This window comes from Vibrio mytili (assembly GCF_049563345.1).
Taxonomy (GTDB): domain Bacteria; phylum Pseudomonadota; class Gammaproteobacteria; order Enterobacterales; family Vibrionaceae; genus Vibrio; species Vibrio mytili.
Window position 1 is genome coordinate 1024964 of the sequence record NZ_CP110482.1, and the last position, 20367, is coordinate 1045330.

Consider the following 20367-nt stretch of genomic DNA (forward strand, 5'->3'; position numbering starts at 1 on the left):
ATTTTCTTTAACCTTTTACTGCACCAGAAGTTAAACCGCTAATCATCTGTTTTGACGCAAACAGATAGGTCACAACGAGTGGTAGAATCGAGATAGTGGTTCCTAGCATCACCGCGCCCCATGGTGTATTTGGAATACCTTGAACACTTCGTAATGCCTGAGTAATTACATAGTTTTCTGGTGAATTGAGTACAACTAACGGCTGCATAAACATATTCCAGAAGAAGACAAACTGAACGATGGCCAATGTTGCAAGGGCTGGTTTCATGAGTGGTAACACCACACTCCAGTAAGTTCTAAATTCACCAGCACCATCTAGCTTCGCGGCTTCAAGTAGCTCTTTAGGAATGGACGCCACCACGTGTTGACGCATTAGGAAGATACCAAATGGCGTCGTCGTGAACGGAAGCCATACTGCAACATGGTTATCCAACAACCCTAAGAACTTTACGATCATGAAGTATGGGATGAGGCTAAGTACAGGCGGAATCATCATTGAGCCAACAAGCATACCGAACAAAATATTTTTGCCACGGAACTTAAAAACTGCGAACGCATAACCACCCATACTACAGAACAATAGCGATATCGTTGTTCCTAGAAACGCGACGTAAATCGAGTTAAACATTGCCTTCCAAAAAGGCATGATCTCTTGCAATTTGGCATAGTTAATTGCCAGGCTATCACCGATAGCAAAACTGATGCCTGTACCAAAAATCTCACCGCGATCACGTGTTGATAACAGAGCCGACCAAAAAAATGGGAAGACAGTAATAATCGCCGAGACAACTAAAATCAGTCCCAGAACCACCATTAGAACCTTAGTAAAACGTTCGATAGCAATATCGCTAGGCTTAATAGCGGCCCATACCGACGAGTTTGATGTAGTAGATTGAGCCGTCATGTTATTGCTCCCCTAACCCTTTTTTACCGAAGAAGAAGAATTGAACCAAAGTACAAGCAGCAATCAGGGCAAACAATAACCAAGAGATAGCTGAAGCCGTTCCCATTTCAAGCCATTCCCAACCTACTTTGTACAGGTACATAGAGATAGTCAGACCAGCTTGACCGGTACCACCGCCGCCACGGGTCAATACAAACGGTTCTTCGAACAACTGCAAGTTACCAATAATGGTCATCGTCACCGCGAAAAACACAAATGGACGAATCATAGGTAGTGAGATATTCCAGAAGCGGCGGAACGCGTTGGCACCATCCATACGAGCAGCTTCAAGAATGTCTTTCGGTATTGTCATCAAACCTGTGGTATACAAAACAATGTTAAAACCTGTGTACTTCCAAAATACCATGATGGCGATAGATGGTTTGATCAGCGTCGCATCATCTAACCAGCGAATCGGTTGGTAATCATTCACCCAAGCGAATGCCCAGCCAAACAGAGAACTGTCTGCTAGCGTCATCAACGTTTGGTTAATGATGCCTGAGCTTGGTGAATACATATTAAAAAAGATCAGTGACGCAGCGACCGTTGATGTAATGTACGGTAGAAAGTAAGCTGACGTTAGCCAATGACGAATTCGATCACCCATTGATACAAGAATGTAAGCGACTGGAATGGCGATGAGATGTTGCGCCACTCCCGATGTAATCGCTAACCAAAACGTATTATGTAGAGAACGCCATAACCACGGGTCAGTCAGAGCAATATGGTAATTTTCAAGTCCCACGTACTCCATCGCACCAATCCCTTCGACAGGGTTCCATTCATGAAACGACAAGAAAACTGAAAAAAGTAACGGAAATATTCCAAATACAGAAAAAATAACTAAAAACGGCAACAGAAACGAGTACGGCGTAAGCGCTTTCAAATTTAGGCGAGAAAAAATACTTTCTCTTTTTGATGTTTCTACTGCGTTACTTATAGGAGAATTCATTGTAACAACCTCTTACCTAGGGAGGCGCAAATTGCGCCCCCCAAATTTAAAACAACTTTGGCTTACAGATTGCGTGTACGACGCTTGATTAAGCGCTCTGCTTCTTCAAGTGCGGTCTTGATATCTTTGCCTTCATCCAGCACTTCCATCAATGCATTCTCTAGAACGATAGAACGCGCAACATGATCACCTTTTGCCGGTGCGACTGGCTTGATATTTTTCGCAACTTCAGCAAACAACAAACGCGCCTTCTGCCCACCTAAGAAAGGCATTTCTTCTTCGAATAGAGGATCATCGTAAGTCGTTACGTTAGCTGGGAATGCGGCAATTGTTTCAAAGTGTTTTAGCTGAACATCACGTCGAGTTGTCATGTACTCAATCAGTTTCCAAGCTTCATCTTGCTTAGTCGATTGAGTTGGGATAGATAGGAACGAGCCACCCCAGCTACCATAAATACCATCAGGTAGGTGTGATACACCCCATTTGCCTGCTGTGTCTGGAGCAATCCAGTTGTTCAAGTGACCAAGTAGCCAAGCGCCTGATAACTGAGTTGCAAACGTACCGTTACGGAAACCTTCGTACCATTCGTTTGACCAAGCTAGAATCTTGCCATCTAAACCTTTATCACGAATTTCCTTAGCAACTTCAAATGCGTGCACAAAGCGCTCAGAAGTAACAACTGGATTACCGTCTTTATCAAAATATAGACCTTCACCTTCAGGGACTGTGGTAAAAATAATTGCCTGAGCGACGTCTGCTGCTGAAGCAATCAACTGAACATTTTGCGCTTTTAGTTTTTCACCCGCTGCGATGTATGAATCCCAATCTTTGATCGCTTCTTTAACATCAATACCAGCATTTTTGAAAATGTCAGTGCGGTAATACATCACACCAGGACCTAGGTCGACAGGCATACCATACACATCGCCATCCGCACCTTTTCCTTGAGCCCAAGCGTAAGGTGCAAAACTGTCAGCAAATTTATCCGCGCCATATTTTTCAGACAAGTTAACTAAGCCACCAGAGGCAACGAAGGGACCAATTTTCTCCACATCAACGACAATCACATCACCCGCACCTGAACCCGTTGCAAGGTTAGTGGTTAGCTTGGTGTGGTGATCGCCATGGTTGTTCATCAGGTAATCAACTTTGATGCCCGTTTCTTTCTCAAATTCTGGCAGCAATACTTTCAAACTGCTGTCAAAGTCAGGGAAACCATCAAAACGGATCTCTTTATCTGCTGCAGATACTGATGCTGTTGTAGCAAGTCCCAATGCAATTGCACTTGAAAGTGCTAAGGTCTTAAATTTCATGCTTTATCCTTAGTGTAGTTATAGGGTACTCGTTTTATCCTTGACAGAATTTCGTACAACTAACGCAGGGCTTAGTTTGAAATTCACATCTGGTTTGGTCTTTTTAAGTTTTTGCAAAATGAGCTGTACCGCCTCAATGCTCATCTGCTCAATAGGAAAATTAATGGTGGTTAAAGAGGGGGTGAGATAACGAGCAAAGATGATGTCATCAAAACCGACAAGTGAAACATCATCAGGAATCGAGTAACCCACTTCCCGCAACACCTCAAATGCTCCAAATGCCATATGATCATTTGACGCAAAAATGGCAGTGAATTGGCAATCCCTCTTCAGCAATTTTTGTGTCGCACTCACACCCGTTTCTTCAGTAAAACCCGCTTCAGAAACCAATACTTCGTTATACTCTAACCCCGCCTCTTCCAAGGCTTTTCGATAGCCTTGTAAGCGTCCTCTAGCATCAGACTTATCTAAAGGACCTGTAATGCAAGCAATTTCTGTATGCCCCATTTTTAAGAGATATTGAGTCGCGAGTTTCCCCCCAAACTCGTTATCAATATCAATACAGCTCCGACTCATCTCTGGGATAAAACGGTTCAATAAAACGACGGGGACACCCTGACTTTCCAAATTAATCAAGTAATCATCACTCAGACTCTGTACATGAAGAATCAAGGCATCAACCTTACGTCCCAATAAAAATTCAACCGCTTCACGTTGCTCCTTCTCATTATTTGAACCTGCAGTCACAACAGCATGGTAGCCGAAGCGACGCAGATGCTCTTCTAGGCTATGGAGAATGCCCGAATAAAAAGGGCCACCGAGTTCTGGAACAACAATTCCAACGCTGCCAGTTCGACTCGACGCTAAAGCTTGGGCGATAGAATTAGGGCGATAGCCCAGCTCTTTTATCGCTTTTTCAACTTTTAACTTCTTGTCGTGACTCACCCGACTCGTACCATTAATAACTCTGGATACTGTCGCCTGAGATACCCCCGCATGCTCAGATACGTCTTTAATCGTTGCCACCGTTACCTCTACTCCCAAGACACTTGAAAACGCTTACAAACTAATTATTGAGTAATCATGGAATAGTTTTAGTGAGTATTGTCACACTAAACTTTTACGTTAAACTCAGTATTAAGAAACATTGAGAGTTATTACAGTTTTCCCCACTCCCATGAAACTGTTTCATGAATTAATATTCACTCTTCAAACCGCTTCGGTGATGACATCATTGTCACTCTTTTGCTGTTTATCCGTCTCTTCCTGCTGGCCACTCTCTTCCTGCTGTAAAATGAAACTTTCCGTCAGCTCAAATTGAATTTCCGCTAAACGCTCAAGCTTTTCACCATGCTCAGCAACTTGTGTTGAGCGCTGTGAGTTTTGCTCTGACAGCGTGTGAATTTGAGTGATGTTTTCAACTACGTCACGAGCAACAGCTTGATGTGCACTCGTTGCTGACGATATTTGCTGACTGCGATGAGATACTTGGTTGAGAAGAACATGTAATTTAACGAAGCGCCCATCGACACGCTTGGCTTGTTGCATGCTTTGGTTCATACCTGAAAGGCAATCGGAAATCTGTGATGCTGCGAGATCCGTTTGTCGCTGCAAACGTTCAATTTTATTTTTAATTTCCTGAGCACTATTCGTGGTTTGGGCAGCGAGGACTCGAACTTCATCAGCGACGACAGAAAAACCGCGTCCATGGTCTCCCGCCCTTGCAGCTTCTATTGCTGCATTTAGTGCAAGCAAGTTAGTTTGCTCTGAAATGCCTGCGATGGTATCTAATATAGACGCAATACTTTTACTCTCTTTTTCCAACGCCAGATTTGTCTCTGTTACTTGATGAAGCTCTTCAGAAAGACGCTCTAACATGGCAACATTTTCAGTCATATCATTCTGAGCTTCATCAGAATGTTCAACGGCTTGCGTCACTAAGCTGAGTGTATCTTCGGTAGACTTGGCAATTTCGCTAACCGAGCACTCAATTTCCTCCATTGCAGACGCTACAGACACCGTTTGTGAGGTTTGCTCGAAGATGGCGCTATTGAGTTCCTTGCTGATATTTTGATTGGTCAATGATGCACTATTGAGTTCCGCACTTGATTGACGAATTCGTTCAATAATGAGTGAAAGATGGCGCACAACCAAATTGACCTTTTCTGCCACTTGCCCAAACTCATTACTTGCTGAGTACTCTACCTCTGAAGTTAAATCTTTCGCGGCAATTTTATTCAAGGCATTAAGCAGTAACTTAGTCGCCCTACGAACCATATTCGTAAAACTCAGAACCAAACACACAGTGACCAAAATCGAGCCCAAAGAGATACTAATAAGCAGCGTGCGGGTTTCGTTAGATGCTTGTGTTGCTTGTTCAAAAAGTTGGTTAGCAATGTGATTTGCACTATGTGATAGGCTGTCAATGTTTGCTAACTGTGTATCGATATTTTCCTCTAAATCTAACCGAAGAGCACTACGAGCTTGTGTTTGCTCTACCACGGCAACATGCATTTTTATTGCACCTGTTGAATCGAATGCCAACTGTTTAAGTGCAGACATCGGCTTTTCAATTGAAGAATAGAGTGAAGAATACTTCTTGATTAGTAACTGCTCACTTTCTTCTAAGTAACGTTGGCGATTTTCTAGCCGACGCTCAACCGCACGAACCTCCGTCATATCTTGTAACTTGAACACCTCGCTAGCCTCATTTTGCAAAAGGCTAATTTGGCTGGATAAGCCGTCTAACGCTTTTAAAGCATCATCGGTTTCGGCTTGACTAAGTGCTCGCTGCAATGCATTACGAAGTTGAGCGTTTACCGATTGAAATTTAGATTGTAAAAAATAGCTCTGGTCGAGCTGATCGAGATAACGAGCATGAACAGCAATAACGTCCCTCAACAGGCTCAAGGTCTTCTCACTTTGAGCAGCAATTGGCTCAACAAAATCTTTTAGTTCTGGCCGCTGATTGGTCTGAGAAACAAACCAATTAAGTTGCGCATTATAGATCTCTATACTCTTTTCAATTGACGCAACAAATGGGGGAAGCTCATCCAAATATTGAGTAGACAAATAAGGCGTAAGGTTACGGTTTATATTGAGAAAATCGATGGTTAGCTGAGCTGAGCGTAGCATCAACGGAGTTGCATCTTGAGTAATAGATTCCATCTTTGCGGTAACATCCTGATTACCACTGACAGAAAGCCATGCTGAACTCAGCATGATCACAATTAAACACACACAACCAAAGTAGAGACGAGAAATTAACGTTTGAAAGGGCATAATCCACCAACCCATAGACAACTCCTGCCTTAATCAAAAGGACAAAAAAAGGGCACCTATGATAGTGCCCAAAAATGGAGTCAAGTTTGCTAGTATATCAGCCCCAATAAGCTGCCTTTGGGGCTAAGACATGAATGGACAATTAAGATTGACTGGTTTACCACCAAGCTTCGAACATCGCGCCGAAAGCAAGAGTATCCACATTTGTCGTTGAACCATCCGTTGTTTCAACATCACCTACTGTAGTGTAGAAGCGAAGCATTGGGCGGCTCCAAGGTAGACCACCTAGAGATAAGTTTTGAGAAAGTGTCGCTTTCCAACCGGTCACTTCTTTATCGTTGTCCCAGTCTTCCATTGCATAACCCGCTTCAAACCAAGTTGAGTGAACGTCAGTCCATTGGTATTGCGGGCGCACGATAGCAGAGTATTCATTTTTCTCATCAGTATCGTTACCAGCGATATTTTTGTATGAGACAATGTAATCGATGATAAATTGACTCGATACGCCATAGTTACCTTCTAAACTGGTATATAGCACTTGCTTATCGCCTGCCAAATCAAACGCAGAATCGTCAGCACCATCAGCATACTTCACAAGGAGTTTGTTCGAACTGCCTAATCCTAGTACAGCACCTGCTTGCCATGAGTTTTCGTCTTTCTTATCATCGCCAGCTTCGTCAGAAGCAAAACCGTAGTTGAAGTAAAGATCAAGATTACCAATACCTGCATCAATACTGTGAAGTTTAGAAGTGATTGCGTAGACGCCTGTATCGTTGTTTAGACTGCCACCTTCCGCATCGACTTTACCGACAAAGCCCATGTCAAGTTTAGCACCGCCCAAGTTTAGGTTATTGAAACCCCCACCTTGACCATCGTGTGTGAATATAAAGTAATCGTTCAAACCTTGTTGTAAACGACCGTGGAAATCTCGACCAGCCCACATGTAAAGCTCTGGCTGGCTTTCAAATACGTTAGTGACACCAGCGTATGCTTTTTTCAAGCTCACACCACCATCAGAACCCCAGTCACGATGCGCCCACTCATCAATCATCACAACGAGGTTCCATTTAGCGCCACTGTCTGCTTGGAAAATTTTACCTAACTGGAATTCACCACCGTTAGCTTCGTTACCCAGACGGCCTACTGAGCGACCTGTACTACCCACATTAACATAACGGCTGTCACCATCTGAATAATGCGCGCCATAACGAGCATAACCAGAGAACACAAGGCCTTCTGGTACTTTTGTTTCTGGAGTTAATACCGCTTGTTGTTGGTCATCAACATAGTCAAGCTGTACCGTTTTAGCTTCTAACTCTTGGATGCGTTTTTCTAAATCAGCAATAGTAGATTCAGCAGCAAATGCAGAGACAGAACTAAGAGAAGCGGCCACCGCTAAAGTTATTGGTAAGACTTTGAAGTTTTTCATCTTATTTCCCTGTTTTTTTATGTTTGTTTTTAATTCGATAAAATCTTAAGCAATGAAAGACTTGAAAACACATGTCGACTTCACATCCGAGAACAGAAGAAATCATCATGAAACAAACCAACAAACAGAAGAAGAAAAAACAAAATAACAATCAACAACTTAAATACATAATAGCAACAATTAAAATAATGAAATCGCTTTCTTTTCATGAGAAATGGAGAATTTTGTCACGAAATATAGCGGCAATATACGGCTAAAAAAGAACCCCTCTTTGAAATATTTCATAATCATGAAAAATTTCAAAGAGGGGTTCTTAAATAACTCTTATTTAGAAGCTTTCTGTTATTAAAATTTGAATCTTATCCAAGTGGAAGATCGCCACCTAATGAGCATAATTATCCCTCGAACCCACTCGTCTAAAGCAATCGCCATCCATGCACCAAGAACACCATAGCCCCAGTGAATACCGAAAAGATAAGCACATAAAACGCCAATACCCCACATGCATACAATTCCAATTTGGACAGGGAATCGGACATCGCCAGCGCCTTTTAAGCCAGATATAAAAACCAAGTTAAACACCCGCCCTGCTTCCAAAATGATCGAGCCCAATAATAGTGACCCTGTCAAATAGAAGATGTCCGGTTGATCAGTAAATACCGAAACTATCGCTTCTCTAAAAAAGTAAATCGTACTCGCAGCCGTAATAGAAACCGCAAAGCTCACCAAGAAATAGATTTGAACGCGTTTAAGAATGCTTTCTATCCATCCTTTTCCTATATAGTAACCAGCCTGGATCTGAGTTGCTTGCCCTATGGCTAAAGCGAACGCAAACGAAAAACGGGCGATGTTCTGGGCGTAAGTAAAGGCAGCAAGTGAAGCCGTGCCCATTTGCACCACAAAATAAACAATCGCAATCTGAGCCATATTGTAAGAAAGGGATTCACCCGCATTCATGCCACCAATTTTAAGAATTCTGCTGTATACCGCTGGTGGAATTTGCTTTAGTGACCGCATAGGTAACGAAATTGAACTTTTACTGAGTATCACTCCAAGAATCACCGTACCGAGTGCTTGGCTAATCACCGTGGCAATTGCAACGCCTTGCACGCCATAGACAGGCAAGCCAAAAGGTTGATATAGCGCGATGTAGTTACCAATGAGATTAATCAAACCACTGATCAAATTGACCACCATTGGCGAACGAGAGTAACCATAGCTACGCAAGATCGTCGTCAATGCAATACCAATCGTGACGTTGAACGTCATCGCGCCACTTATAATGAGATACTCTTTAGCGTACAGCTCTACTAACGCCTCAAGTCCATAAAAAGGTAGAAAATAGAATGCCCCCAGCACCGCAATCATACTCAACAACAGACCCACAGCGACAGAGAGCGCAATGCTAGCAACACCGACATCGGTCGAGTCTTGCGTTCGTTCAGAGCCATTGTATTGAGCTATTAGGATACCCGTTCCGCTACTCACGAACGTGGAAACAATAATCAGGAAAAACGACAACTGGGTAATGACACCAACCGCCGATACTGCTTTATCTGAATAACTTGAAAGCATGAATACATCACTGGTGCCTATTGCTGTTCTTAGCAGAATTTCCACTAAGATCGGCCACGTTAGAGCAACAATAGACATACGCTGATGAAGATTTTCGTTTTTGGACATCATTTTGACCTTGAAAAGAAATATGGAAACCGTCCCTGCATGAAACCGCGAGACATAGTCACTGGGCTAGATAAAAGCTTGGTAAACTCTAAACATACTCAAGTCACCTCAGGATGCTTGTTCAGCGAAAATTGATTCGCTCTTAGTAAGGCATTGATTTGAGTTTGATATCTTGGGGGTAATAAGAATATGATAGGGACTCACTACTTTCTACCAAAAACGCGACTGGAAAAAGGAAAATAGCGACATGAATACCACGTATCACCTGGAGCATCATCAACGATACCCTCATTTTAAATTTGCCTATCTCGACTGTTATCACGGCCAGGACTTTGGCTTACACAGGCATGACTATTCTGAACTCTTTTTAGTGATCAGCGGTAAAGGCAACCACTTAGTTTCGTCTTATGCTTATCCACTGAAGGCTGGTGATATCTTTGTGATCAATGGCAATATTGAGCATGCTTTTCAAGATGTTGAGGACTTAAGGATTATTAACTTAATGTTTGAAGCGGGATCGCCATTTTTTGAGACGCCATCACTAAAACGACTTTCGGGCTACCAGGCGATGTTCAAAGTTGAACCTATCGCCCGTCAAAAAAATAAGTACAGAGCACAACTGACGTTAAATGACGAACAGTTGCCTATCGTGACTCAACTCATTCAAGCAATAGGCCACGAATATGAACAAGGCGAAACCGGTTTTGAAATGATGCTCACCAGTTTAATGCAGCAACTGGCTGTTACATTAGCTCGTATGTACCAGCAACAAACGCAAGACCTCCCTCAAACGACCATGGCATTAGGGAGAGCACTGATATTTATTGAACAAAATTTTACCAATATCAACTTGAATAGTCGTGATATTGCTCAAGCGGCTTTTACCAGCCAAAGGCAGCTAGAAAGACTGTTTAAACAATTCCTCAACACCTCCCCTAACCACTATTTACGAGAAATGCAGCTAAAGTATGCTTATGCACTGCTAACGAGTGGAAACGCCACTCAGATCCAAAAAGTTGCGGAACAATCGGGGTTTAGCGACAGTAATTATTTTTCCAAATGTTTTAAAAAGAAATATGCATTAAGCCCTCGCCAATATATGAAGCAAAGAATCAATCTCCAAACATAAATAGCTTAATTAACTGTAAATTTTCCTATCCGTAAACAACGAAACACTTGTTCTTCAAAGCCTTCATCTAACGAATCAGCAATGATCTCAAGACGGCTTTCTGGGCAATCATCCAGCTCAAACTCCATCAGTCCGTCTTTCGTGATATTGTAACCACAAATACCATTCCCAATGATCAAAACCGCTTTCCGACACTCTACTTTCAAGTCAACTAGCAGCAGTGAACCCAGTATCAATTTCCGTTTAGTCGTGAGTTGCTTATGCCGAGCAAGATAGACTTTTTGCCTGATCCATAATCTCATCAATGCTCTTTCTGTTTCGCATTTGTCTAGATGACATCCAATGTAAGAAGTAATCGTCGATCAGACTTATAAATGTGGCAGAGTACGCTCGGCACTGTTGATTACATTCATGCTCATAACTCTTCCTCCCAAGCAGGAAATGGATCCGGTAAAGACAGCCATGAGGCTTGACCCGCTGCGAACTCTTCGTCACTAAGTAGACAATCATCAAGTGCTTGTATCATTGCCGTTTTATCTAATCCTTGACCGATAAACACCAGCTCTTGGCGCATATCACCAAATGGCTCAATCCAAATGTCTTCTATAGATTTCAAATATTCAGGATCAGTTGGCCATTGCGTTTTGGGGATCGCTTTCCAAAACATACCAGCAAAACCATAGTCAGCGATTCCTCCAGCTTGGTTCCACTGTCCAGCAAATTCCGGACGGGATGCGAGCCAAAAATATCCTTTTGATCGAATTAACTTGCCAAAATGAGTTAGGTTGTGCAGCACCTGAAAGAATTTTTCCGGATGAAAAGGTCGACGAGCCCGATAACTAAAACTACTGATGCCATACTCTTCCGTTTCCGGTATGTGTTCGCCTCTAAGTTCTTTGAGCCACCCGGGCGATTGTTGTGCTCGCTCAAAATCAAATAGGCCGGTATCTAACACCTCCGAGATATCGACTTGCCCATTCTGTACCGCAACAATTCGTGCATCCGTATTTAGGGTTTTCAAAATCGCTTTTAAACGCTCAACTTCTTTAGTTTCAGCAAGATCCGTTTTGCTGATCAAAATCACATCTGCAAATTCAACTTGATCAATCAACAAATCAGAAACACTTCGATGGTCGTCTTCTCCTAGGTGTTCACCCGTATCCTGTAAAGATTGCGCCGCTTCATAGTCACGCAGAAAATTCATCGCATCGACCACGGTCACCATGGTATCTAACGTGGCGACATCTGACAGCGATACGCCATTGTCGTCGGCAAAAGTAAAGGTTTCAGCAACGGGAAGTGGCTCAGCAATACCCGTAGATTCGATAACCAGGTTGTCAAAGCGACCTTCCTTGGCCAGCTTGGTCACTTCGACCAGTAGATCTTCACGCAACGTACAGCAAATACAGCCGTTGCTCATTTCTATCAACTTTTCTTCTTTATGGTTCAACGACACCTCGTTTTTCACCGTTGCGGAATCAATATTGATTTCACTCATGTCGTTAACAATTACCGCGACCCGCTTACCGTCGCGATTATTAAGAATATGGCTTAACACTGTGGTTTTCCCCGCCCCGAGAAACCCCGAAAGCACCGTCACCGCAATTTTTTTCTGACTCATTTCACTCACTCCAAATTGATATTGTTATTATTGTATTAACGCTTTTCGACGACTTGTTATTTATCGCGAACTTTCCAAATAATGCTCGATACGATAAATAACCCAGTCACGATGAAGGCCACTGCTGGGACTGTCGGTGTATCCTAAAATGAGGTCTTGACCAAATTTAGCGGTCCATGCCTATGCGAAAATCAACAGAGTGTTTGATCTCAACATGATTATCGCTTCGGTCGAGTCTTTGACCGCCCATACAGTTATGACGCACCCCTGGAAGAAATGTTATAACATAACACATAGAGTAATCAACTTATGCTTTTGGGTCAGAAAAATTAGGCGAACGTTACGTTTAAACAAGCTCTACTTGGCGTTGTTATTCCTACAACAAGCGTTCATGAACCACGAACAGTAGAAGTATCACGACACTCACCCGCCTTAAGCAGTGCTATCACTTGAGTGTAAGCGTTGAACTTCTTTCGATGATGAAGAAACGATGTAACCTGAGCGAATACACTTTTACTTGAATAACATAAGCATTAGGTTAGTTAATTATACTTAACCCTACATGAATTTTATTCACGTTGACTATAACAAAACTTCAATTGCACTCAGATGAATATCACGCAATCATTTAGCCATCTAGACGTATGCAAAATTAAGGCAATTTTATGTCGACGAACAATAATATTAATACCACCTCTACTCCTTTCTACGCAGACCAAGTTGGCAGCCTTCTTCGCAGTGCCACGTTAAAGACTGCACGTCTTCAGTACCAAAATAACGAAATTTCTTATCAAGATTTGGTCAGTGTTCAGCAGCAAGAAACGCGTCTGCACGTAGAGCAACAGATCAACGCAGGCTTAACAGCAATCACTGACGGGGAGTATTCGCGCGCATGGTGGCATTTTGACTTTCTAGAAGGCCTAAACGGTGTCGAAGGCTACACACCAGATGTGCCACTGAACTTTAAGGGTATAAAACCTAAAACCCACAGTATCAAGATTGTTGATAAAGTGTCATTTAATCCAGAGCATCCCTTCCTCAATGATTTTGAGTTTCTCGCTTCACTGTTAGATCCACGTGAGCATGTCGCCAAGCAAACAATTCCAAGCCCAAACATGCTCCTATTACGTGGCAAAAACGAATACGCATGCTACCAAAATAGTCGTGAACAATTCATTGCCGACCTCGCCAAAGCATACCAAGATGCGATTCAAGCATTTTATGAGAAAGGCTGTCGTTACCTTCAACTTGACGATACCGCATGGGCCTCATTCTTATCGGACGAAGGGATCGCCGGTCTCGAAGCACTTGGCTATAACACACAAGAGTTACTCGTAGACTTTGAACAGCTTCTCAACGAATCAATCAAACATAAACCGCAAGATATGCTGATTACCATGCACATCTGCCGTGGAAACTTTCGTTCAACCTATTTCGGCTCGGGCAGCTACGACGCCGTTGCAGAAACCATTTTCGGTAAGCTTAATGTCGACGGTTTATTCCTTGAATTCGATGACGAACGTTCCGGCGGTTTCGAAGGGTTGCAGCATGTAAAACGCGATGATTTGTTCGTAGTGCTTGGCTTAGTGACATCAAAAACACCTGAACTTGAAGATAAAGAAGTTATCAAAGCTCGCATCAATGAAGCGTCAAAATACCTTCCGTTAAACCAACTTCGTCTCAGTCCACAATGTGGCTTTGCCTCAACAGAAGAAGGCAATGTTCTATCGGAGCAAGAACAATGGATCAAGCTTAAACATATCGTCGATATCGCCAAAGAGGTTTGGCAATAAGCCGCGCTACTGACCATAATTTGAGAACAGGTAAATGTAGCAAAAAGGGTCAGACTGATACTCTGACCCTTTTGACTGAAATGCATTAAGAAATAGGCATTAAATTAAATTGTGTGAAAGTGGCTCTAAGACAGGTTACATCCGCTTTAAAAGCTTAACCACGTTATCTAACCCTTCAATTTTCAAGGCTAAACATAACTTAAGCAAATCCCCAACTTTCCGCTGGGCTAGCCTTTTTTATCGAACCATAAAATAACAAATTTCTTTGTGAATCTTCTTTCGTTTCATTACTGTAACTCGTTTGTGCCCCATTCGAAGTTACTCCTTATTAACTTTTAAGTTCACTAAAGCGTCATTTGACCTACTATTCCTAATGCCAACAACCTGTCAATTACATTTTGGAAGATCACACCACCTAAAATATTGAGACTTTAACTATTTCAATTAGTTGTTTGGTTGGTATGATATCAGATGCTCATACAGTCCAAATAAGCAAAGTGAATGGAAATTACCCCAGCATACAAACTAATGAGTGGTGAATGTCATCATCTAAGAGGATTACGTGAAAACACTGTGTGGTTTTCGAGTGTTGACAAGCTCAATGACCCTTATGAGGGCAGAATCGCATTTGCGCATGTGGATTCACCTCTTGCTGACATGAAGTCAGCCCTTACTCATGTATATAATCAAGACAACAAAGACTTAAAGAAATCTCGTAAAGAAGTTGAAGCTCTTTTTAAGAAATTTGGCGAGGCAGATTTTATTAAGCACATACGCAAAAATGTGGAACTTCAATTTACGAACTTATTGAAGATTCACCATGAAAAAAGGCATGTTCTTTCGTTATCAAAGGCGAGTTCACCACTAACCGAAAATCCATTTCCAGAGCCTCTTAGCTTGATGATGATGTGGGCGCATTATGCCAACGGCTTTAGAGGAATGTGTGTTGAATATGATTACCATACGTTGATAAAAAGTATTAATGATCTCAATGGCATAAAAGTTGAGGCTAGAGAGGTTGAGTATGTTGAAGGTGATCTTCCAATAATCAAATCAATGACCATACTCGATGATTTGATTCACAGAAACGATAAAACTTCTAAAGAGATTCTTAGGGCTTATTGCACTAAGCATAAGGCTTGGAGATATGAAAACGAGGTTCGAGCAATAAGTCCTATACATGGGGTAAACAAATACAGTGGAGAAAGTGTCAACCGAGTGTTTGTCTCGTACCTGAACCAAACATTAATGAATAAGGTAAAGAGTATCCTCAGAGAAAAGGAACATCGGCCTGAACTTTATGAGGTATCGTTGCACGAAAAGAAATTCGGCTTTTTTTTCAGGAAAGTTGATTACTAAGCCTGTTGCGTATTTCAGTGATTGCGATCGCTCGTTTCCTCTGTTTGCCAACGCCAGCAAATATATGCCCCATTTCGTTTTGCGGTTATGCCAAAATTTTGGGAATTTCCTCTTATCTAGCACACGTGTGTTATGAGTTTAGTTGACTATTTTCATTCAAGTGTCATGATGAATCTAATTAGGACGACATATTCCACATTTTTATTCATTATTTTAATTTTTAAGCAATTAATCAGATGATTACTGTTATCATGTCCATATTTTATCTCTGTCAAATGTGGACATTGTCCGTTGAAAAAAGACTGTTATAGGCATTAAGGTTTTGTACAAATGGATGTATTACTACAATATTCACCACTAATATCTTCAGTAATGCCATTAATCATCATAGTGCTAACTGGGCTGTGGGTTAATCATAGATTAGAAAAACTGAAGAGTCGTTTTCAACTTGATCATGCAATTATTAAAAAACGTGCTGATATTTATGCTGAAATTCAGGACGATATTAATACAATTTATTCATACATCAAGCGTGTAGGAAAATGGAAGGAATTTACTCCTAAATCTGTATTGGAAGCAAAAAGAAATGTAGACCAAAAATTTCATACAACGCAGCCATATTGGTCTAAAGAGACTATTTATAAGTATCATTCCTTGATGAGCGCTTGCTTTGAAACTTATCGAGGTAATGGAATTGATGCTGGCATTATCGCCGAAATAGATAAATATATGTGTTTGCCTAATTGGCAGGATGATTTCGCAAGTGATTTTGTAGATGGTTACAATATGAGTGTGTTAGAGAATGCATATTCTGAGTTCATGGACTCATTATCGAAAGATTTTGGCATAGCGTAAATGGCTTATAACAAACCAGTCACAGCGACCCAAGCCGTTGTATGGCTTTTGTGGCTTGTCGAACCGCGTCAGTCTAGCCCCAAAAATCCACTTCGTATTTGGTCGCGATATTAGGGCATTATGAGAAAAAGGAGATACAGAATGAGCGATGAATGGATCATGAACGAAGCGCCTTGGTGGGATTTTGATACACAAAGCATACATTTTGCAATTGAAGATGATGAGTTTCGTTATGTAGTATCTATCTCTCAAATTACTTTAAATGATTATTTTCATACTGTAGATACAAAGGATGCTGCCTTTGAAAACTTTGACGAAAATTCTGACGCCATATTCTCAATGGCAATAGATTTTGTTGAGAAAAATGAACCAAACGACAATGATATCTACTTTATTTCAAGTAACTACTTTGAGAACAACTTGAGGTAGCTCATAACGCGGCTATGAACTCGGGTTTGAGTGGCATTACTGGACCAATACTAAATCGAAAATGTCCAATGTTGAGCTAGTTCCTGTGGTTAGCTCGGATATGCCCCGAACCTTCTTAGCCGCTACGAACTAGTCGCCTAAAGTACACTGCATTAGATCAAATTAACTTAATTTATGAAGTGGCAGAGAGTTATGTGTAAATCTTCCGCATTTTACCCCGCGAAATTCCCTCTCGTTTCACACAACAGTTGGATATGCCTTGAGGTTCACAACATATGAAAGCAAGATAGGTGGAATGTAAGTAAGGAAATAATCTGTCTATAAAGCGTTATATGCAAAGGAGAATTAAGTGGCAACGGACAAATGGAGTCATGTAGATAAGGCTTTTATGTTTTTCTCCGAAAAACATAAAACTAACTCAAGCTTTAAGTTATCTGAGTTAGCAGATTTCACTGGGTGGAGTATTCCAACAGTTAAAACCTATTTAAGAAAGAAGTGGTCAAATCTTCTTATTGAAGATAATGATAATTACTCTGTTAGTGATGCATTTTCCAAGTTAGACATGAAGAGTTTTCGTCAGCATCAAAGTCAGAAGAATGAACTTGATGACCGTGATAAACGAAACTCAATTGAAAAGCACACTCCGATTGGAAGTGTTCGAACTTTTTTAGCTGAGCTTGAAAAACTAAAGTCTAATGGCGAGTTGTACTATCGAGGTCAGGGGTACTTTGGGTTTAAAGCTCAGCCGTCCATTTACAGAAACAATGGTCTGATTGAAAATGAACATAGAATGTATCGAGAAATCATAACGAAATGTCCTAATGATTTCCAAGATGCTAGAAGTACATTTGAACACCTAGTGAAAATGCAGCACTATTTCCTACCAAGTAGGCTACTTGATATAACCAAAAACCCACTAATTGCACTTTTCTTTGCTTGTAGTAGTGAAGAAAATGATGATGGAGAAGTCATTATTTATGACTTTCATTTGGATGATGTTAAGTTTTACGATAGTGATACTGTTTCAATTATTGCAAATTTAGCTCGTAGGCCATCTACATTCTCGATTCAGAATATTAAATTGTTAGAAAAAGACGATTTTAATAAACAAGAAGAGATTGAGTTACTTTTACATGAAATAAAGGAAGAGAAACCATATTTCAAGTCAGTAATTAACGCTAAGCATTTGGAGACCGTAATTTGTGTTAAACCTAAGCTTGATAATCCACGAATTATCAAGCAAGAGGGGGCGTTTTTGCTTTTTGGAATAAATGGTACCAAGAAAAATTGTGCTGACTTCTCTGAAAGTAAACAGGTACTAATCGATTCGAAAAGATTAATTGTTATGAGGGAAAACAAGCAAAAGATTTTGGATCAGTTGGCATCACTGGGAATCATGAAATCAACGATCTATCCAGAGATTGAACACGTTGCAATGCAAATGAAAAATAGGTACCAAGCCTAATTGCATATAATAAATTGCTTAAGTAGGATTCGTGAACGCGTGCCGGACTCGCTTTGCTCAAACATGGCACACACTCACTCATCGCATAGCAAGGCGTTAGATTTTCGAGGAATTATGGGTACAAAAAAGTTAACAAGTTCTGCTATTGCCAGAAAGGGGGGTTAATTTCGTTAGAGATATTGTCGAATCTTCGAATATTATTTTCCACGAAGTACATCAAGAAAACGATTACGGAAACGATGCGTTTATTGAGCTAGTTGATGGCGCTGACATAAAGGGAATAACCGTTGCCGTACAAATAAAATCAGGTAAATCCTTTTGTAGCGATGTGTCTTGTTCGATCCCTGCTTCTAAACATCATTTTGAATATTGGTTATCTCATTCGCTAAATGTGGTGGGGGTAGTATATGGCCCTGAAGAGCAAAAATCCTACTGGATTGATATAAAAAATTATCTTATAGATAACCAAGAGGTAATTGACCATGGTCCATATACAATTACGTTTAAAAAGACGGAATTTGCTACATTTTCACCTGAAAATTTTGATAAATTTTTCAAACCTATACACCTTAGGCGACAGATAGAACTTGATTTAAATAAAGCAATTAGGTTCGTTCTATCAAACGATACAACAGAACATAGCTTAGGGATTAATGTACTTCGCCACAGCTATTGCCATGAAGTAACTGCATGGGAGCAAGTCATAACTGTATTTGAGGAACGAAAACTTACTATGTTGGATCCTGCAATATTGTACAGCATGGCTCATATTCCCGGGCATCAAGATATTTACAGGACTTCATCCCAGAAGTTTCCTCAGGAGCTTAAGGCGCAATTAAAAGTGTCTATTTCTAGTTTCGGAGTAGAAGATATCGTTCGAATTCTTAGCATGTTAGATGTAGAAGATGGATTTGAAAGAGGTTCTTTTGGGCAAAGTGCTGAGGCAATAATATCCATTATTGATAGAAAAACCACCAAGCTGCTAGATATTATCCAAAACTGTGACTTAGAAAGAGATATTCGTGATTTGGCTGTTATGTTGTATGCGTTCTATGAGCAGGAGTTGGCTATTCAACCACTAAATGACTTCGCGGTTAAGTTTCCTGAATTACTTTGGACGAGAGAGTTAGTTGAACAATTGGAAGTAGAAGGTTACGTTTACTTCTATTGAAAAAATCTAACAAACGCCTCAAGTCGATTCGTAACGCTTGGTATTTTTGGTTTTAATTTTGGCTTGTGTGTATACGGTGTCCTCACAAATTGAGCGGACATTTCCAAACTTCGGAATAAGAGGAAGCAATATTGATTATCAATAAGAAGTGGGATTTAGAAGTTGCATTTGAAGTAATCAACGAAAGGTATTATCCCGGTGGATTGCAAAGTGGTCCTCAACGAAATCGACAGATTGAAACTTGGGGACAGTTGGTTGGCAAAACTAAAGCACTGGCACAACTAGATTCATTAATCGAGAGTTGTGGCTCCATCAATAAAATGTCTCAGTCTGTTCGTATGAGTTCTGGAACCATTAAAAAGCTTAGAGCGTTTTTTGAATCTTTGCCTGATGAACTGGAGACAGTTGAAGACAGTTTTGACTATAGATTTATTGAGGGACAACGGTGCTCTCTAGAGGAGGATCTCACCCATGAGTTTAAGGAAGTTAAAGGAAAAAATCCTGAAAAATCTATACAGAACTTAGTCGATGAATATGTGGTTGCATTTCTAAACGGATCAGGTGGCAGCATCTTCTGGGGGATCTGCGACGATGGCACAGTTAAGAGTTTGCCCCTATCTGCTGCGCAAAAAGATGATATCAATAAAGTAGTTAACGCCAAAATTGGTACAATTGAACCAGCAATAGATCCAACAAAAATCAGAGTGAAATTTCATTCTGTAATCAATACTGATAATGGGTATATTTTAGAGATTAATGTTCCTAAATCAAACACCATTGGTCTTTTCTTCAATTCATCGGGTGATACTTGGGTTCGAGTAAATGGATGTAAACAAAAATTAAAAGGCGTCGCTCTACAAGACTACATTCTAGAGCGTATGCAAAAAAACCACTAAAAGTTACTCAAACGAACATCATATGCTTGGCACTTTTGGCTTGTGGT

General features: G+C 40.9%; 17 protein-coding genes and 1 pseudogene. 8 read left to right on the top strand and 10 right to left on the bottom strand.

Annotation, left to right across the window (positions count from 1 at the left end):
- Positions 1 to 7: 7 nt before the first annotated feature.
- The 7 genes from ONE56_RS18105 to ONE56_RS18135 form a co-directional block, all read right to left on the bottom strand.
- Positions 8 to 814 (bottom strand): carbohydrate ABC transporter permease, encoded by an 807-nt coding sequence (locus tag ONE56_RS18105; RefSeq protein ID WP_415679421.1) that lies wholly within the window; start codon positions 812 to 814, stop codon positions 8 to 10.
- 91 nt (positions 815 to 905) lie between these two features.
- Positions 906 to 1895 carry a carbohydrate ABC transporter permease gene (locus ONE56_RS18110; RefSeq protein WP_041153994.1) on the bottom strand — a complete coding sequence of 330 codons (990 nt, stop codon included), beginning with the start codon at positions 1893 to 1895 and terminating at the stop codon, positions 906 to 908.
- Positions 1896 to 1957: 62 nt separating this feature from the next.
- Positions 1958 to 3208 carry an ABC transporter substrate-binding protein gene (locus tag ONE56_RS18115; protein WP_041153995.1) on the bottom strand — a complete coding sequence of 417 codons (1251 nt, stop codon included), beginning with the start codon at positions 3206 to 3208 and terminating at the stop codon, positions 1958 to 1960.
- Between the two features lie 18 nt (positions 3209 to 3226).
- Positions 3227 to 4234: a LacI family DNA-binding transcriptional regulator gene (locus tag ONE56_RS18120; RefSeq protein WP_041153996.1), complete on the bottom strand. Its 1008-nt coding sequence runs from the start codon at positions 4232 to 4234 to the stop codon at positions 3227 to 3229.
- Positions 4235 to 4417: 183 nt separating this feature from the next.
- Positions 4418 to 6505: a methyl-accepting chemotaxis protein gene (locus ONE56_RS18125; RefSeq protein WP_423840662.1), complete on the bottom strand. Its 2088-nt coding sequence runs from the start codon at positions 6503 to 6505 to the stop codon at positions 4418 to 4420.
- Positions 6506 to 6647: 142 nt separating this feature from the next.
- Positions 6648 to 7919, bottom strand: coding sequence for a carbohydrate porin (locus ONE56_RS18130; RefSeq protein WP_041153997.1), 1272 nt, complete (start codon positions 7917 to 7919; stop codon positions 6648 to 6650).
- Between the two features lie 345 nt (positions 7920 to 8264).
- Positions 8265 to 9605, bottom strand: coding sequence for an MATE family efflux transporter (locus ONE56_RS18135; protein ID WP_423840663.1), 1341 nt, complete (start codon positions 9603 to 9605; stop codon positions 8265 to 8267).
- Between the two features lie 244 nt (positions 9606 to 9849).
- Between ONE56_RS18135 and ONE56_RS18140 the strand changes: the two genes are divergently transcribed.
- Positions 9850 to 10731 carry a helix-turn-helix domain-containing protein gene (locus ONE56_RS18140; protein ID WP_041153999.1) on the top strand — a complete coding sequence of 294 codons (882 nt, stop codon included), beginning with the start codon at positions 9850 to 9852 and terminating at the stop codon, positions 10729 to 10731.
- Between the two features lie 5 nt (positions 10732 to 10736).
- Here the strand turns inward: ONE56_RS18140 and ONE56_RS18145 are convergent, their stop codons facing one another.
- Together ONE56_RS18145 and zigA are read right to left on the bottom strand one after the other, a co-directional pair.
- On the bottom strand, positions 10737 to 11033 hold the full coding sequence (locus ONE56_RS18145; RefSeq protein ID WP_423840664.1) for a hypothetical protein: 297 nt from the start codon (positions 11031 to 11033) through the stop codon (positions 10737 to 10739).
- Between the two features lie 113 nt (positions 11034 to 11146).
- Positions 11147 to 12352 carry a zinc metallochaperone GTPase ZigA gene (gene zigA / locus ONE56_RS18150; RefSeq protein WP_423840665.1) on the bottom strand — a complete coding sequence of 402 codons (1206 nt, stop codon included), beginning with the start codon at positions 12350 to 12352 and terminating at the stop codon, positions 11147 to 11149.
- A gap of 665 nt (positions 12353 to 13017) precedes the next feature.
- On the opposite strand from zigA, the gene ONE56_RS18155 reads away from it, so the two are divergent.
- Positions 13018 to 14145 (top strand): 5-methyltetrahydropteroyltriglutamate--homocysteine S-methyltransferase, encoded by a 1128-nt coding sequence (locus tag ONE56_RS18155; RefSeq protein WP_423840666.1) that lies wholly within the window; start codon positions 13018 to 13020, stop codon positions 14143 to 14145.
- 135 nt (positions 14146 to 14280) lie between these two features.
- On the opposite strand, the pseudogene ONE56_RS18160 reads toward ONE56_RS18155, so the two are convergent.
- Positions 14281 to 14399: pseudogene (locus ONE56_RS18160) on the bottom strand (putative quorum-sensing-regulated virulence factor); the annotation flags it as partial.
- 247 nt (positions 14400 to 14646) lie between these two features.
- Between ONE56_RS18160 and ONE56_RS18165 the strand changes: the two are divergent.
- From ONE56_RS18165 to ONE56_RS18190, 6 genes are all read left to right on the top strand, one after another.
- Positions 14647 to 15504: a DUF2971 domain-containing protein gene (locus ONE56_RS18165; protein WP_423840667.1), complete on the top strand. Its 858-nt coding sequence runs from the start codon at positions 14647 to 14649 to the stop codon at positions 15502 to 15504.
- Between the two features lie 330 nt (positions 15505 to 15834).
- Positions 15835 to 16359 carry a hypothetical protein gene (locus ONE56_RS18170; protein ID WP_423840668.1) on the top strand — a complete coding sequence of 175 codons (525 nt, stop codon included), beginning with the start codon at positions 15835 to 15837 and terminating at the stop codon, positions 16357 to 16359.
- A gap of 141 nt (positions 16360 to 16500) precedes the next feature.
- Positions 16501 to 16788 carry a hypothetical protein gene (locus ONE56_RS18175; protein ID WP_423840669.1) on the top strand — a complete coding sequence of 96 codons (288 nt, stop codon included), beginning with the start codon at positions 16501 to 16503 and terminating at the stop codon, positions 16786 to 16788.
- Positions 16789 to 17137: 349 nt separating this feature from the next.
- Positions 17138 to 18253 (top strand): FRG domain-containing protein, encoded by a 1116-nt coding sequence (locus ONE56_RS18180; RefSeq protein ID WP_423840670.1) that lies wholly within the window; start codon positions 17138 to 17140, stop codon positions 18251 to 18253.
- A gap of 145 nt (positions 18254 to 18398) precedes the next feature.
- Entirely contained in the window at positions 18399 to 19424 is a 1026-nt protein-coding gene (locus ONE56_RS18185) for a DUF4365 domain-containing protein (protein WP_423840671.1), read from the top strand.
- Positions 19425 to 19555: 131 nt separating this feature from the next.
- On the top strand, positions 19556 to 20320 hold the full coding sequence (locus ONE56_RS18190; RefSeq protein ID WP_423840672.1) for an ATP-binding protein: 765 nt from the start codon (positions 19556 to 19558) through the stop codon (positions 20318 to 20320).
- The last annotated feature ends 47 nt before the right edge of the window (positions 20321 to 20367 follow it).

Coding starts and splice junctions, on each gene's coding strand:
- ONE56_RS18105 (WP_415679421.1), bottom strand. CDS start 814: ATGGTGGTTCTGGGACTGATTTTAGTTGTCTCGGCGATTATTACTGTC.
- ONE56_RS18110 (WP_041153994.1), bottom strand. CDS start 1,895: ATGAATTCTCCTATAAGTAACGCAGTAGAAACATCAAAAAGAGAAAGT.
- ONE56_RS18115 (WP_041153995.1), bottom strand. CDS start 3,208: ATGAAATTTAAGACCTTAGCACTTTCAAGTGCAATTGCATTGGGACTT.
- ONE56_RS18125 (WP_423840662.1), bottom strand. CDS start 6,505: ATGGGTTGGTGGATTATGCCCTTTCAAACGTTAATTTCTCGTCTCTAC.
- ONE56_RS18130 (WP_041153997.1), bottom strand. CDS start 7,919: ATGAAAAACTTCAAAGTCTTACCAATAACTTTAGCGGTGGCCGCTTCT.
- ONE56_RS18135 (WP_423840663.1), bottom strand. CDS start 9,605: ATGATGTCCAAAAACGAAAATCTTCATCAGCGTATGTCTATTGTTGCT.
- ONE56_RS18140 (WP_041153999.1), top strand. CDS start 9,850: ATGAATACCACGTATCACCTGGAGCATCATCAACGATACCCTCATTTT.
- ONE56_RS18145 (WP_423840664.1), bottom strand. CDS start 11,033: ATGAGATTATGGATCAGGCAAAAAGTCTATCTTGCTCGGCATAAGCAA.
- zigA (WP_423840665.1), bottom strand. CDS start 12,352: ATGAGTCAGAAAAAAATTGCGGTGACGGTGCTTTCGGGGTTTCTCGGG.
- ONE56_RS18155 (WP_423840666.1), top strand. CDS start 13,018: ATGTCGACGAACAATAATATTAATACCACCTCTACTCCTTTCTACGCA.
- ONE56_RS18165 (WP_423840667.1), top strand. CDS start 14,647: ATGGAAATTACCCCAGCATACAAACTAATGAGTGGTGAATGTCATCAT.
- ONE56_RS18170 (WP_423840668.1), top strand. CDS start 15,835: ATGGATGTATTACTACAATATTCACCACTAATATCTTCAGTAATGCCA.
- ONE56_RS18175 (WP_423840669.1), top strand. CDS start 16,501: ATGAGCGATGAATGGATCATGAACGAAGCGCCTTGGTGGGATTTTGAT.